Origin of the sequence: Streptomyces sp. NPDC046881 (assembly GCF_040645015.1) — a bacterium.
Lineage (GTDB): Bacteria > Actinomycetota > Actinomycetes > Streptomycetales > Streptomycetaceae > Streptomyces.
In genome coordinates, this window is record NZ_JBEYXJ010000062.1 from 35,625 (window position 1) to 49,751 (window position 14,127).

Below are 14,127 nucleotides of genomic sequence, written 5' to 3' on the forward strand. Positions count from 1 at the left end.
TCAGTTACGGTCCGTAGTCCGCGCCGCCTCGTCGGCCGCCCCACCTGCGCCGACGAGCCCCGAGCGCATCCCCTGCAGACGCGGCCCGAACCGCTTCATCTCGCGCTGCCCGACCGTCCCGATGAGCGCCGGCAGATAACCGCGCACCCCCTGCATGCCGCGCAGCCACCACTGCCCGTACACATGCGCCGAGCGCCGCTCGATCCCGGCGACCAGCCGGTCCACCGTCGGACCCAGCGGGTACGTCTTGTTCGCCGGCCACGTCAGCCGCTGCCGCAGCTCCCGCATGACGTCGTCCTGGTCGGCGCCGCGCACCATGTCGGTGTCGGTCCAGGACAGGTACGCCACGCCGACGCGCACGCCCTGGTAGCCGACCTCGGCACGCAGACTGTGCGCGTACGCCTCCACGCCCGACTTGGACGCGCAGTACGCCGTCATCATCGGCGCCGGCGTGATCGCGGCGAGCGAGGCGACCTGGAGCAGATAGCCGCGGCTCTCGACCAGCACCGGCAGGAACGCCCGCGCGGTCACCGCCGAACCGATCAGGTTCACCTCGATCACCCGCCGCCAGGCCTGCGGATCGGACTCGATGAACGGACCGCCGGTCGCCACACCGGCGTTGGCGACCACGATGTCGACCTTGCCGAAGCGCGCCTTCACCTCCTCGGCGACCCGGCTCATCGCCTCGTGGTCGGTGACGTCGGCGTACCAGTGGGCGCTGTCGCTGTGCAGGCGCGAGGAGACCTCCTTGAGCGCCTCCTCCTCCAGGCCGACCAGCGCGACCTTCGCGCCGCGCGCGGAGAGCTTGCGCGCCAGCAACTCACCGACACCGCGCGCCGCCCCGGTGACGACCGCGACCTGTCCTTCGAGGCTGACCCTGCTCATGCGCCCTCCTTGATCTGCCCGACCTGCTCGGCCCGCTCGGCCCGCTCGATCTGCTTGCCCTGCTCGGTCTGCTTGCTCTGCACGGTCTGCTTGCCCTGCTCGGCCGGCTCGCTCTGCGCGGTCTGCGCGGCCCGCTCTCCCCGCTCGGTCTGCGCGGGGATGGCTCCCCGCTCGGGGGCGGCCCCCGTGACGTACGCGCCGACGAGTTCCCGGATCCGGGCGGTCACCGGCTCCGGCGCCTCGATCGGCGTCATGTGGCCGACGCCGGGCAGCTCGGTGAGCCCGACGCAGTTCGGCAGCGCGGCCACCATCGCCCGGGCGTGCACCGGGGGTGTGAGCCGGTCGTCCGTGCCCGGCACCACCGCGGTCGGCACGCTCAACTCCCGTATCCCGTGGTCGAGATCGAGCGCCGAGAGGACGGCCGACCAGGCATGGCGCACGGCGCGCGGACAGGCGTGCACGATCCGCGCGCACGCCTCCACCATGTGCGGGGCGGAACCGGCGCCCATCGTCGCGTACCTGAGGATCCGCTTCGCCACCGGCGTGACCGGCCCGAGCGGAGCGCGCGAGCCGAGGACGCGCCCGGTGAGCCAGGTGCGGACGCGCCCGGCGCGCAACGGCACCACGAGCGCCTCCGCGACCAGCCGCGAACTGCCCGTGCTGCACAGCAGGACGGCGGCGGCGTGCTCCCGGAAACCGGGCCGGCCGGCCGCGGCCATGACCGTCATACCGCCCATGGAGTGGCCGACGACGAGCGCCTTCTCCCCGGGCGCGAGCGTCTGCGCGAGCACCGCTTCGAGATCGTCCGCCAGCGCCTCGGTCGTGCACGCGGGGCTCGCGGGACTGCGCCCGTGCCCCCTCTGGTCGTAGGCGATCACCCGGTGATCCCTCGCCAGGTCCCGGATCTGCGCCGCCCAGAAGGCCGTCGAGCAGGTCCAGCCGTGGGCGAGGACCACCGGGGGCGCAGTCTCGGGGCCGTGCACCTCGACGTGCAGCCGCGCGCCGTCGGCGGAGACGGCGGTGAGGGTGCGGGCCGGAACGGGCGGGGCGTAGGGGCCGCTGGTCACGGAGGCGACGGGGCTCATGCGACGGCCTCGCTCCTGCTCCCGGAGACCACCGCGGGCCTGCGGATCACCTCGTACTCCGCCAGGTCCACGCGCCGGGTCGCGCGCCGGAACTCGGTCGTCGTACCCGGCCAGATGGTGGTGTTGCGACCGCTCGCGTCCAGGTACCAGCTGGTGCAGCCGCCGGTGTTCCACACGGTGCGCCTCATCCGCTCCTGGACCCGGTGGTTCCAGTCCTCGACGGCCGCGGGCCGGGCATCGAGGGCCGTACGGCCGCCGAGGACGTCCAACTGCCGCACGTAGTCGGCCATGTAGTTGAGCTGGGACTCGATCATGAGAATCATCGAGGAGTTCCCGAGGCCGGTGTTGGGCCCGATGATCGTCATCCAGTTCGGGAACCCGGCCGCGGCCGCACCGCGCAGCGCCTGCATGCCGTTCTTCCAGGACTCGGCGAGCGTGATGCCCTCCGCGCCGACCACCCGCTCGGCGATGGGCATGTCCGTGACGTGGAAGCCCGTACCGAAGATGATCGCGTCCACCTCGGCCTCGGTGCCGTCGGCCGCCACCACCGTCGACCCGCGGATCTCGCTGAGCCCGCTGGCCACGACGTCCACGTTCGGCCTGGTCAGCGCCGGGTAGTACGTGCTGGACAGCAGGATCCGCTTGCAGCCGATGCGGTAGTCCGGGGTGAGCTTGGCGCGCAGGGCCGGGTCCTTGACCGCGCGGGCCATGTTCCGCTTGGCGAGCTGCTCGACCAGGCCCAGTTCGTCCGGGCGCTTGGTGAACGCCTGCACCTGCAGTTCCCGGATGCCCCACAGCAGTCCACGCCGGGCCTGGGCGGTGACCGGCAGCCGCCGGTGCAGCCAGCGTTCGGCACCGCTGATCGCGCGGTCGACGCGGGGCATCACCCAGGGCGGGGTGCGCTGGAAGAGGGTGAGCCGGCCGACCTGCGGCTGGATGGCCGGCACGATCTGGATCGCGGAGGCGCCGGTGCCGACCATGGCGACCCGCTTGCCGCGCAGGTCGTAGTCGTGGTCCCAGCGGGCGGAGTGGAACACCTTGCCCGGGAACGACGCGAGGCCCGGGATCTCGGGGATCTTCGGGTCGGACAGCGGCCCCGTGGCGGAGACCACGACATCGGCCGACAGCGTCCCGCGCGTGGTCTCGATGTTCCACCGCAGGTTCTCGCCGTCCCAGGTCATCAGCTTGACCTCGGAACCGAGGCGGAGATGCGGGCGCAGGCCGAAGAGGTCGGTGACGTGCTCCAGGTAGGCGCGGATGTGCTCCTGCCCGGAGAAGGTGCGCGGCCAGTCGGGGTTGGGCGCGAAGGAGAAGGAGTACAGGTGCGAGGGCACGTCGCAGGCGCACCCGGGGTAACTGTTGTCCCGCCAGGTGCCGCCGACGCTGTCGGCCCGCTCCAGGACGACGAAGTCGGTGATCCCCTCACGGCGCAGCCGCACGGCGGCCCCCAGACCGCCGAACCCGGATCCGATCACCGCCACCCGTACATGCTCGTGCTCGGCCATCCCGAAGCCTCCACGCATCACCTAGGAACCCTGCCAGTGATTACTGGCACGATGGGACTGTAGAGCAGCTCCGTACTGAGCGGTAGGGGGCGGGAGAAGGAAAGTTACCCCCGGTACGCCATAGGCTGCGGACGTGGCAGAGGACACAGAACCCCAGGAAGGCCCCCGCGAGTACCGCACGGAGGAACTGGCCCGGCTGGCCGGCATCACCGTGCGCACCCTGCGCTTCTACCGCGAGCGCAAACTGCTCCCGCCACCCCGCCGCGAGGGCCGCATCGCCTGGTACGACGACCACCACCTGGCCCGGCTGCGCACCATCGCCGCCCTGCTGGAGCGCGGCCACACCCTGAACGGCATAGCGGAACTCGCCGAGGCCCTCGACCAGGGCCGGGACGTCGCCGACCTGCTCGGCGTCGGCACCCCCACCGAGGAGGAGCCGGTCCGCCTCACCCCCGAGGAACTCGCCGCCCGCTTCGAGGGCGAGGTCACACCGGAGAACCTCGCCGCCGCCATGGAGCTGGGCTACCTCGGCACCGACGGCGACGAGATCGTCCACATCAGCCGGCGCCTGCTGGACGTCTCCTCCGCCCTGGTCCGCGAGGGCATCCCGCTCGCCGAGGTCCTGACGGCCGGCGCCCGCGTCCGCGAACACGCCGACGCCCTGGCCGACCTCTTCACCGCCCTGATCCTCCGCCACGCCCCCGAGGAAGACCTACGCCGCCTGCGCCCCCTGGCCCGCAGCGTCGTGGAAGCAGAACTCTCACTGGCCCTGGACCGGCGCCTGAACAAGCGGGACTGAGCGGAACCGAGGCGGACGGGCGCGACTACAGCTCGTAGACGACGGTCACCGGCGCATGGTCCGACCACCGCTCGGCATGCGTGGCCGCGCGCTCGACGTACCCCTTGACCGCCTTGCCGGCCAGCCCGGCCGTGGCCCCGTGGTAGTCGATGCGCCAGCCCGAATCGTTGTCGAAAGCCCGCCCCCGGTACGACCACCAGGTGTACGGACCCTCGGTGTCGGGGTGGAGGGTGCGGACGACGTCGACGTAGCCGCCGTCCTGTGGGGCGAAGACGCGGTCGAGCCAGGCCCGTTCCTCGGGCAGGAAGCCGGAGTTCTTGGTGTTGCCGCGCCAGTTCTTGAGGTCGGCCTGCCGGTGGGCGATGTTCCAGTCGCCGCAGACGAGGACCTCGCGCCCGTCGGCGGCGGCCCGCTCGCGCAGGTCCTTCAGGTGGGCGAGGAACTCGCCCATGAAGCGGATCTTCTCGTCCTGCCGCTCGGTGCCCACCTCGCCGGAGGGCAGGTAGAGGGAGGCGACGGTGACGCCGGGCAGGTCGGCCTCGACGTAGCGGCCGCTGCCGTCGAACTCCGACGAGCCGAAACCGACGCGGACGCGGTCGGGCTCGCGGCGCGTGTAGAGGGAGACGCCCGCGCGGCCCTTGGCGGCGGCCGGTGCGTGCACGACGTGCCAGCCGTCGGGCTGCCGGACCTCCTCGGGCAGCTGGTGCGGCTCGGCGCGCACCTCCTGCAGGCAGACGACGTCCGCCTCGGTCCCGGCGAGCCACTCCACGAAGCCCTTCTTCGCGGCGGCCCGCAGTCCGTTCACGTTCACCGAGGTCACAGTCAGCACCCGGGCACGATACCGGCACACTGGTCGGGGTCCGCACAACCCAGGACCCCCGCCGACCGCATAGAAGTACGATGCCCAGCATGATTATTCGCCGCGTTCGCTTCGATCACCCCGACGCCCTGAAGCTCAACGACGAGGTCCAGGCCGAATACCACGTGCGCTACGGCGACGGGGGCGACGCCACGGTCCTCGACGCCGCCGAGTTCGACCCGCCCCGGGGCGTGTACCTGATCGCGTACGACGAGGACGACCGTCCGGTGGCCACGGGCGGCTGGCGCAGCCAGGACCGCAACGAGGAGGGCAACGAGGACGGCGACGCCGAGCTGAAGCGGATGTTCGTCGTCGAGCAGATGCGCGGCCGGGGCCTGGCCCGCCGCATCCTCGCGGCCCTGGAAGAGGACGCGCGCGCGGCGGGCCGGGTCCGCATGGTCCTGGAGACGGGCACCAAGCAGCCGGAGGCCATAGCCCTGTACACCTCCAGCGGCTACGAGCCGTGCACGAAGTTCGGCTACTACCGCCACCACGAGGAGAGCCTCTGCTATGCCAAGCCGCTCTGAGGCCCGGCGCGCCATCGACGGTGCCGATGGGGGCATCGGTTTCGTTCGCCGGCGGGCCGTGGACCGGGTGTCGTACGGGCCCGTAGCTTCTTCTCGCGCCGGCCGCACGGGGTGGCCGGCGCGGACGGGGCTCCCCAGGAGGATGGCATGGGCACATCAGGCATGCCCGCGCGCACGGAGACGCGCGGCGCGGTCGAACTGACGGCGGCGATGCTGCTGTCCGGCACCATCGGCGTCTTCGTCGTCGAGTCCGGCGCCTCGCCGTTCACCGTGGTCTTCTACCGGTGCGTGTTCGGCGCCCTGTTCCTCGGCCTGTACTGCCTGCTGCGCGGCTTCTTCAGGAACCACGGCTTCACCCCGAGGAAGCTCGCCCTCACCGCGCTCGGCGGCGTGTTCATCGTGTTCAACTGGGCGTTCCTCTTCGAGGCGTACGGCAGGACGTCCATCTCGGTGGCCACCGTGGTCTACCACACCCAGCCGTTCTTCGTGGTCCTGCTCGGCGCGCTGTTCCTCAAGGACCGCGTCACGAAGCAGAAGGCCGCCTGGCTGCTGGTCGCCTTCCTCGGGCTCGTCCTGGTCGCCGGCGTCTCCGTCTCCGACCTCTCCGGGGACGGCGCCTACCTCGTGGGCCTCGGCTACGCGCTGCTGGCCGCCCTCTTCTACGGCCTGTCCACGATCATCACCAAGCGGGTGACCGGCGTACGGCCCCATCTGATCGCCCTGGTGCAGGTCCTGCTGGGCATCCCGCTGCTGCTGCCCTTCACCCGGCTCGGCCAGAGCGCGCACCTCGGCACGGGCTGGGCCTGGCTGGCGGGCCTCGGCCTCCTGCACACCGGTGTCATGTACGCCCTGATGTACTCCGCGTACCAGAAGCTCCCCACCCCGAAGATCGCCGTACTGGCCTTCGTCTACCCGGCCGCCGCCCTGCTGTCCGACTGGGCCGTCTACGGACACCACATCGGCTGGAGCCAGGCCCTGGGCGTCCCCCTGATCGTCGCCGCCTCCCTGGGCACCACCCTGGGCCGGCAGCCGGGGCGGCGCGGGGACGCGAGGGTGGCGGGCGGCGCGGCCGGCACGGTCACGGCCGTCTCGGCCCCTTCGACCTCGTCGGTCCCGTCGGCCCCGTCGGCCTGCGCGGCCGGAGGGACCGGCAGCGCCTGACCGGCGTGGCGTTCAGGCCGGTGCGTCCACCGCTGCGTCCTCCCGCATCAGCCGCACCGCCTGGTCGATGAACAGCCTCAGCTCGCGGGACAGCCGCCGGCCGCCGCGCCACGCCAGCTGGGTGTACACGGAGAACGGGGCGTCCCACGGCAGCGCCGTCATCTCGCCCTTCTCCAGTTCGGCGGCGACGGTGACCGCGGGCAGCAGGGAGATCCCCAGCCCGGACGCCACGCCCTTCTTGATCGCCTCGATGGTGCCGAACTCCAGGAAGGGCGTGCCGTCGCGCACGGTCCGCAGCTCCGCCTCGAACAGGTCGCGATAGGCGCACCCGGCCTCGGTCGCCAGCACGGACACGGTCGCGAGGTCGGCCGGCGACAGCTCCCGCCGCCCTGCCAGCGGATGGCCGGGAGCCGCGACGAGGACCAGCGGCTCCTCGGCCAGCACCACGGTCTCCAGACCCGGATGCCGCGTCTCCTGCTCCATGAGGAAGCCGATGTCGAAGTCGCCCTGGCGAAGGGCGTGCCGGGTCTCGGCGCACAGGCTCGGCCGCAGGGAGAGCTGCACCTTCGGGTAGCGGTGGTGGAAGAACTCCAGCAGCGGCGGCATGCGGTAGGAGGTGACGCTCTCCATCGTGCCGATCAGCAGCGTCCCCGACGGGCCGTCCCCGCCCGCCACGTCGGCGCGCGCCGTCTCGACGAGGGTGAGGATCTGCTCGGCGTACTCCAGCAGTTTCTCGCCGGCGGCCGTGAGCCGGATCCGCCCGCCGAGCCGGTCGAAGAGCTCCACGCCGAGCGAGGACTCCAGGGCGCGGATCTGCGTCGTCACACTCGACTGCGCGTAGCTGAGTTCCTCCGCGGCGCGCGTGAAACTCAGCAGCGTCGCGACCTTCTGGAACGTCACCAGATGACGCAGCTCCATCGAAACCCCCCGTATACGGCCCCGGATACGACGAAGATCCCGACCGGTCATGATGACCGACGGGATCTACGTCGTGCAGTGGACCTGAGGGGATTTGAACCCCTGGCCCCCTCGATGCGAACGAGGTGCGCTACCGGACTGCGCCACAGGCCCTTGCAACGAGTGAAACTTTAGCATCCCGATCGGGGTGCTTGGAAATCCGCTCCCTGACTGGTCAGGGCGGGGGTTCCCGGGGTGTGACGGCGGTCACTCGTTGGCCGCGCGGGGTCGGTCGCCGTCCTCGTACTGGTCGAAGAGGGGCGTGTGTCCGCGTTCCCGGGACCGCCGTGCGGAGGCGGCGCGGCGGGCGTCGCCGCCGGCGCCCGCGGGCCGGTCCCCGGCCGCGGGTGCCGGTTCCCCGGCCGCCTCGGGGGCGTCGGCGTCCTGCTCGGGGGCCACCGCGCTGGACCGCGCCGAGCTCCAGGTGCCGGGCGCGCCCAGGTCCACGTCGGAGGTGGCGCGCGGGGCGACCGGCGCGGTGACGTACGTCGGCAGGGGCACCGGCACCGGGTCCCAGCTGTCGCCGTGCCCGGGGCGTCGCTGCCGTTCCCGCTGCTGGTCGACCCACTCGGCGTGGTCGGTCTGCTCGACGAGGGCGCGCCGGTCGGCGGCGAGCGTGGAGAGGCCGGTGTCCGTGCCGGTGTCCGCGGCTGGTCCGGTCTCCTCCTCACCGGCGTCCGTGTCGAGGGGCGCGCGCCGGTGCGGCTGGCGTTCGCGCAGGTACTGGGCGGCGGCCTCGGCCTGCCGGCGGTCCATCTGGTAGGCGAAGCGGCGGCGCTCCTGCGCCCGCAGGTAGGCGATGTACGCGCTCAGCGTGACGGCGGGCGCGGCGGGCGCCCACAGGAAGGCGAGTCCGCCGACGGCGGCCACGACCGCGCCGAGCGTGAAGGCGAGGAAGAGGATCACGGTGGTGCGCCGACGGCGTGCGAGCACCTTCGAGCGCCGGGCGCGTGCCGCGGCCGCCTGGGCCGAGGCCGTCTGCTTCTGCGCGTTCTGCGCGGGCACGGCTGCGGAGGCGTGCGCGGGTGCCGGTTCGGGCGCCGGTTCGGCGCTCTGGTCGCGTGCCGGGTCGGCGCTGCCGGGTGCCTCGGGTCCGGCGTCCACGGTGACCTGACGGCGCGTCGGAGGCATGGCGAAGGCACGGACGTCCACCGAGTCGGTGGCGGCGTCCGGATCGCCGGTGTCCGCCTCCCCCTCCTGGGTGGAGCGTGCCCGCAGGTCCCTGGCGTACCGGCGCTCCATACCCGCCCGTCCGGACAGCAGCCGGATGGCGGTGCTGAAGCGTTCCGTCGGACGGGCCTCGTTCAGCTCGTCCTGCCTACGGAGCCACATCGGCACCAAGTAGGCGGCCCAGGCCCCGACAATGACTGCGTAGATGAGGCCGCTGCTGCTCACGCCTCACACGGTAGAGGGGTTTGCATGAGGCCATCCGCCAATTGGGCCGGTGTGTCGCACGATCTGGCTGATATTTCCAGCATTTTTTGCGACGGATGCGATCAGAGGACCACCCTGGCTGGGAATTCAGTGCCCTGAGTTGGTCAACAGCCGATCAATTTCGAACATATTTTCAATTTACTGGCGCTCGGTGCGCTGGGCCCCTTGCGAGCGGGCCCGCTTCCACCGCGCGAGCAGCCCGTCGGGCACCTCCTCGGCGGTGAGCGCGAAGACGAGATGGTCCCGCCAGGCCCCGTCGATGTGCAGATAACGCGGCCGGAGGCCCTCCTCGCGGAATCCGAGTTTCTCCACCACCCGCCGGCTCGGCCGGTTCTCGGGGCGAATGCACACCTCGACGCGGTGCAGACCGACGGTACGGAAACAGTGGTCCACCACGAGCGCGACGGCCGTCGGCATCACCCCGCGCCCGGCCACCGCCTCGTCCACCCAGTAGCCGACGTGTCCGGAGCACATCGAGCCCCAGGTGATCCCGGCGACCGTCAACTGCCCGACCAGCTGCCCCTGGTACTCGATGACGAACGGCAGCATCCGGCCCGAGTTCGCCTCGGCGCGCAGGTGCCGGACCATCTGGCGGTAGGTCGGCCGGTGCGCGATCGGCCCGCTCGGCGTGGGCGGCGGAATGGTCGCCTCCCAGGGGCGCAGCCAGTCCCGGTTGCGCCGGTTCACCTCGCGCCAGGCCCGCTGGTCGCGCAGCTTTATCGGCCGGAGGACGACATCGCCGTCCGCCAGTACGACGGGCCAGGAAGGGGTGTTCAGCTCGCACCCCCGCTGCTGTCCGGTCTGGGGTGGTCACCGCCGCGGATCTGGTCGACGGCGTGGACCAGCAGGGGCTCCAGCACGGCCAGTCCGTCGCGCACCCCGCCGGTCGACCCGGGCAGGTTGACGATCAGCGTGCCGGCGGCCACCCCGGCCAGGCCCCGGGACAGCACGGCGGTCGGCACCTTGTCCCGGCCGTACGCGCGGACGGCCTCCGCGATGCCCGGCACCTCGTACTCGATCACCGCGCGGGTCGCCTCGGGCGTGCGGTCGGTCGGGGACAGACCGGTGCCGCCGGTGGTGACGACGACGTCGTACCCGGCCGCCACGGCCGCCCGCAGCGCCGCCTCCACCGGATCCCCGTCGGGCACCACCTGCGGGCCGTCCACGGCGAACCCGAGGTCCTGCAGGCCCTTCACGATCAGCGGGCCGCCCCTGTCCTCGTAGACACCGGCGGCGGCCCGGTTGGAGGCGGTGACGACCAGCGCGGCGTACGGCGCCCGCAGAGCGCCCCCGATGCCGTCGTCGAGAGTCATGCCCGGCTCCAGTCGCCCGACTTGCCGCCCGTCTTCTCCTCCACCCGTACGTCCGTGATGACCGCTCCCTTGTCGACCGCCTTGACCATGTCGATCACGGTGAGCGCGGCGACCGTCACCGCGGTGAGGGCCTCCATCTCGACGCCCGTGCGGTCCGTGGTCTTCACGGTGGCCCGGATCTCCACGGCGTCGTCCGCGACCGACAGATCCAGTGTCACACCGGACACCGACAACGGGTGGCACAGCGGGATCAGGTCCGGGGTGCGCTTGGCCCCCATGATCCCGGCGATGCGCGCGGTGGCCAGGGCGTCGCCCTTGGGCATCCCCTCGCCGCGCAGCAGCTCGACCACGCGCGGTGAGACGAGGACCCGGCCGCTGGCACGGGCGGTGCGCGCGGTCACGTCCTTCCCGGACACGTCGACCATGCGGGCCGCACCCGCGTCGTCGATGTGCGTCAGTCGGTCCTGCGCAGGGGGTCCGGGGGTCTCCCCCCGGGAAGGCACTGTCATCGCTGTGGCGCTCCCGGTCCCGGCCCGGCGCGGTGCGGAGCGCGGGCCTGCTGTGCGCGACACGGTACCGCCAACCGGCACAGGTCAGCCGAGGAGGACCACCTCCACCTCGCTGCCGGGCTCGACGGACTCCACGTCCTCCGGTACGACGATGAGCGCGTCGGCCTGCGCCAGCGCCGCGATCAGATGGGAACCGGCGCCGCCCACGGGGGTCACCTCCCCGTCGGCGTACGTCCCGCGCAGGAACTGGCGGCGCCCCTTGGGCGAGCGCAGCGCCGCGTCCGCCTTCAGGGCGGCCCGCGCGCGGGGCCGGTGCAGGTCGGTGAGGCCCATCAGGGCGCGGATGGCGGGGCGGACGAACAGCTCGAAGGAGACGTACGAGGACACCGGGTTGCCGGGCAGGGCCAGCAGCGGGGTGTGGTCGGGGCCGATGGAGCCGAAGCCCTGCGGCTTGCCGGGCTGCATGGCGAGCTTGCGGAAGTCCACGCCGCTGCCGGGCTCGTCCGCGTCGCCGGCGTACGACAGCGCCTCCTTGACCACGTCGTACGCCCCGACGCTCACCCCGCCCGTGGTCACCACCAGGTCCGCGCGGATGAGCTGGTCCTCGATGGTGGAGCGGAGGGTCTCGGCGTCGTCGGCGACGGCGCCCACCCGGTAGGCGAGGGCGCCCGCGTCCCGCGCGGCGGCGGTCAGGGCGAAGCTGTTGGAGTCGTAGATCTGGCCGGTGGCCAGCTGCTCCCCGGGCTGGACGAGTTCGCTGCCGGTGGAGAGCACGACCACGCGCGGGCGCGGGCGCACGCGGACCGTGCCGCGGCCGATCGCGGCGAGCAGGGCGATCTGCGGCGGGCCGAGGATCGCCCCGGCCGCAAGGGCCAGGTCGCCGGCCTTCACGTCGCTGCCCTTGGCCCGCACGTGCGCGCGTGCCTCGGCGGGCCGGTACACGTGCACGTGCCCCTCGGCGCCCTGGGGGGCCAGGCTGCGCGCCCGCATGCCACTGACCGGGCCCTCGCCGAGCCCGCCGTCGGTCCACTCGACGGGGACGACGGCCTCGGCGCCGGGCGGCAGCGGGGCGCCGGTCATGATGCGCGCGGCCTGTCCGGGGCCGACCCGGACCGGGTCGGCCGCGCCGGCCGCGACGTCCCCGACGACCTCCAGGACGGCCGGGAACTCCTCGCCGGCGCCGGCGACGTCCGCGACCCGCACCGCGTACCCGTCCATGGAGCTGTTGTCGAACGGCGGCAGGGACACCGGCACCGTGACGTCGTCGACCAGGACGCAGCCCTGGGCGTCGAGCAGTTGCAGCTCGATGGGTTCGAGGGGGCGGACGGCAGAGAGGATGTCCTCCAGGTGCTCGTCCACCGACCACAGGTCGTCCGGGCCGGCGGGGCGGGTCGCGGCGCTGCTCAAGACTGCTGCATCTCCTCGGCTACGTAACTGCGAAGCCAGGTCCGGAAGTCCGGGCCCAGGTCCTCACGTTCGCACGCGAGTCTGACAATGGCACGCAGATAGTCGCCGCGGTCCCCGGTGTCGTAGCGGCGGCCCTGGAAGACGACGCCGTGCACCGGACCGCCGACCTTCTCGTCCTGCGCGAGCTGCTGGAGGGCGTCGGTGAGCTGGATCTCACCGCCGCGGCCCGGCTCCGTCTTGCGCAGTATGTCGAAGATGTGCGGGTCGAGGACGTACCGGCCGATGATCGCGTAGTTCGACGGGGCATCCGCCGGGTCGGGCTTCTCGACCAGCCCGGTGATCTTCACGACGTCACCGTCGGCGGTGGCCTCCACGGCCGCGCAGCCGTAGAGGTGGATCTGCTCGGGCGCGACCTCCATGAGGGCGATCACACTGCCGCCGTGCTGCTCCTGGACGTCGATCATGCGCTGGAGCAGGGGGTCGCGGGGGTCGATCAGGTCGTCGCCCAGGAGGACGGCGAAGGGCTCGTGGCCGACGTGCGGAGCGGCGCACAGGACGGCGTGGCCGAGGCCCCTGGGGTCGCCCTGGCGCACGTAGTGCATGGTGGCCAGGTCGCTGGACTCCTGCACCTTCGCGAGCCGTTCGGCGTCGCCCTTCTTCTCGAGCGCCGACTCCAGCTCGTAATTGCGGTCGAAGTGGTCCTCGAGGGGGCGCTTGTTACGCCCGGTGATCATGAGGACGTCGTCGAGCCCCGCCGACACGGCCTCCTCGACCACGTACTGGATCGCCGGCTTGTCGACAACCGGCAGCATCTCCTTGGGAGTGGCTTTGGTGGCCGGCAGGAACCGGGTGCCGAGGCCGGCTGCGGGGATGACAGCCTTGCTGATCCTGGGGTGGGACTGAGTCATGCCCGCAACCATATCCGGTGCCTTTGTAGGGAATCTGGGGCTCCGGCTGCTTGACCCTCGTATGACCGGCATTAAGAAAGGGGCGCGAACCGCCAGTGGAACACCTCGGACGCACGGGCGAGCCTGACAAGCGGATGTTGCGGCGAGAGCTCCTCGCGGTGAGGAACGGGTTGACGGCGGATGACGTCCGGGAGGCGGGCCGCGCGCTGGCCGAGCGTGCCCTGGAGCTGCCCGAGCTGGCGCACGGGCGCACGGTGGCGGCGTACGTCTCCGTGGGGAGCGAGCCCGGCACGCTCGCGCTGCTGGACGAGCTGCGCGCGCGGGGCGTGCGGGTCCTGCTCCCCGCGCTCCTGCCCGACAACGATCTGGACTGGGGCGAGTACGCCGGCCCGGACTCCCTCGCGCGGGTGCAACACGGCGGGAGGATGGCACTGTTCGAGCCCTCCGGGGCACGGCTCGGCCCGGACGCCGTGACGGCCGCGGACGTCGTCCTGCTGCCCGGGCTCGCGGTGGACGCGCGCGGGATGCGCCTGGGGCGCGGCGGAGGGTCGTACGACCGGGTGCTGGCCCGGCTGGAGCGCGCGGGCGCCCGCCCCCGGCTCGTGGTGCTGCTGTACGACACGGAGGTCGTCGCCCGGGTCCCGACGGAGGCGCACGACAGGCCGGTGCACGCGGTGGTGACGCCGTCGGGGGTGCGCCGCTTCCCGGACGGCTGACCGGACCGTCCGCCGCCGGAACCGGAAACGGGGCCCCCCCCGCCGGGGGGGGGGCGGGTTTT

15 protein-coding genes and 1 tRNA gene are annotated in these 14,127 nt (G+C 72.5%); 4 read left to right on the forward strand and 12 right to left on the reverse strand.

Annotation, left to right across the window (positions count from 1 at the left end; all coding sequences use genetic code 11):
• The 3 genes from ABZ923_RS26055 to ABZ923_RS26065 are packed head-to-tail and all read right to left on the reverse strand — an operon-like array spanning nucleotide 1 to nucleotide 3,475.
• The gene (locus ABZ923_RS26055) at nucleotides 1–885 is read right to left on the reverse strand and encodes an SDR family oxidoreductase (protein WP_361475988.1); all 885 of its coding nucleotides are present in this window, start codon (nucleotides 883–885) and stop codon (nucleotides 1–3) included.
• Nucleotides 882–1,970 (reverse strand): alpha/beta hydrolase, encoded by a 1,089-nt coding sequence (locus tag ABZ923_RS26060; protein ID WP_361475990.1) that lies wholly within the window; start codon nucleotides 1,968–1,970, stop codon nucleotides 882–884. Before ABZ923_RS26060 ends, ABZ923_RS26055 begins: the two co-directional genes overlap by 4 nt.
• On the reverse strand, nucleotides 1,967–3,475 hold the full coding sequence (locus ABZ923_RS26065) for an NAD(P)/FAD-dependent oxidoreductase (RefSeq protein WP_361475992.1): 1,509 nt from the start codon (nucleotides 3,473–3,475) through the stop codon (nucleotides 1,967–1,969). The genes ABZ923_RS26060 and ABZ923_RS26065 overlap by 4 nt, the downstream gene beginning before the upstream one ends.
• 133 nt (nucleotides 3,476–3,608) lie before the next feature.
• Here ABZ923_RS26065 and ABZ923_RS26070 point away from each other — a divergent pair, with 133 nt between their 5' ends.
• Nucleotides 3,609–4,274, forward strand: coding sequence for a MerR family transcriptional regulator (locus tag ABZ923_RS26070; protein WP_361475994.1), 666 nt, complete (start codon nucleotides 3,609–3,611; stop codon nucleotides 4,272–4,274).
• Between the two features lie 25 nt (nucleotides 4,275–4,299).
• Here the strand turns inward: ABZ923_RS26070 and ABZ923_RS26075 are convergent, their stop codons facing one another.
• A complete protein-coding gene (locus tag ABZ923_RS26075; protein ID WP_361475996.1) occupies nucleotides 4,300–5,103 on the reverse strand; it encodes an exodeoxyribonuclease III in 804 nt (267 codons plus the stop codon).
• A gap of 80 nt (nucleotides 5,104–5,183) precedes the next feature.
• Here ABZ923_RS26075 and ABZ923_RS26080 point away from each other — a divergent pair, with 80 nt between their 5' ends.
• Together ABZ923_RS26080 and ABZ923_RS26085 are read left to right on the forward strand one after the other, a co-directional pair.
• Nucleotides 5,184–5,660, forward strand: a complete 477-nt coding sequence (locus ABZ923_RS26080; RefSeq protein WP_361475998.1) for a GNAT family N-acetyltransferase — start codon at nucleotides 5,184–5,186, stop codon at nucleotides 5,658–5,660.
• Between the two features lie 147 nt (nucleotides 5,661–5,807).
• Nucleotides 5,808–6,821, forward strand: a complete 1,014-nt coding sequence (locus ABZ923_RS26085; RefSeq protein ID WP_361476000.1) for a DMT family transporter — start codon at nucleotides 5,808–5,810, stop codon at nucleotides 6,819–6,821.
• Between the two features lie 12 nt (nucleotides 6,822–6,833).
• Here ABZ923_RS26085 and ABZ923_RS26090 read toward each other — a convergent pair whose 3' ends face one another.
• From ABZ923_RS26090 to galU, 8 genes are all read right to left on the reverse strand, one after another.
• Nucleotides 6,834–7,739 (reverse strand): LysR family transcriptional regulator, encoded by a 906-nt coding sequence (locus ABZ923_RS26090; protein WP_361476002.1) that lies wholly within the window; start codon nucleotides 7,737–7,739, stop codon nucleotides 6,834–6,836.
• Between the two features lie 79 nt (nucleotides 7,740–7,818).
• Nucleotides 7,819–7,892 (reverse strand) — tRNA-Ala (locus ABZ923_RS26095).
• A gap of 93 nt (nucleotides 7,893–7,985) precedes the next feature.
• A complete protein-coding gene (gene glpR, locus ABZ923_RS26100) occupies nucleotides 7,986–9,173 on the reverse strand; it encodes a gephyrin-like molybdotransferase receptor GlpR (RefSeq protein ID WP_361476004.1) in 1,188 nt (395 codons plus the stop codon).
• 177 nt (nucleotides 9,174–9,350) lie between these two features.
• Nucleotides 9,351–9,989 (reverse strand): GNAT family protein, encoded by a 639-nt coding sequence (locus ABZ923_RS26105; RefSeq protein WP_361476014.1) that lies wholly within the window; start codon nucleotides 9,987–9,989, stop codon nucleotides 9,351–9,353.
• Nucleotides 9,986–10,525, reverse strand: a complete 540-nt coding sequence (locus ABZ923_RS26110) for a MogA/MoaB family molybdenum cofactor biosynthesis protein (protein WP_361476006.1) — start codon at nucleotides 10,523–10,525, stop codon at nucleotides 9,986–9,988. The genes ABZ923_RS26105 and ABZ923_RS26110 overlap by 4 nt, the downstream gene beginning before the upstream one ends.
• Nucleotides 10,522–11,034 carry a cyclic pyranopterin monophosphate synthase MoaC gene (gene moaC, locus ABZ923_RS26115; protein WP_358641695.1) on the reverse strand — a complete coding sequence of 171 codons (513 nt, stop codon included), beginning with the start codon at nucleotides 11,032–11,034 and terminating at the stop codon, nucleotides 10,522–10,524. The genes ABZ923_RS26110 and moaC overlap by 4 nt, the downstream gene beginning before the upstream one ends.
• An 84-nt stretch (nucleotides 11,035–11,118) precedes the next feature.
• Nucleotides 11,119–12,441: a gephyrin-like molybdotransferase Glp gene (glp, locus tag ABZ923_RS26120; protein WP_361476008.1), complete on the reverse strand. Its 1,323-nt coding sequence runs from the start codon at nucleotides 12,439–12,441 to the stop codon at nucleotides 11,119–11,121.
• On the reverse strand, nucleotides 12,438–13,349 hold the full coding sequence (galU, locus tag ABZ923_RS26125) for a UTP--glucose-1-phosphate uridylyltransferase GalU (RefSeq protein ID WP_361476010.1): 912 nt from the start codon (nucleotides 13,347–13,349) through the stop codon (nucleotides 12,438–12,440). The genes glp and galU overlap by 4 nt, the downstream gene beginning before the upstream one ends.
• Before the next feature lie 134 nt (nucleotides 13,350–13,483).
• On the opposite strand from galU, the gene ABZ923_RS26130 reads away from it, so the two are divergent.
• Nucleotides 13,484–14,065: a 5-formyltetrahydrofolate cyclo-ligase gene (locus ABZ923_RS26130; protein ID WP_361476012.1), complete on the forward strand. Its 582-nt coding sequence runs from the start codon at nucleotides 13,484–13,486 to the stop codon at nucleotides 14,063–14,065.
• The last annotated feature ends 62 nt before the right edge of the window (nucleotides 14,066–14,127 follow it).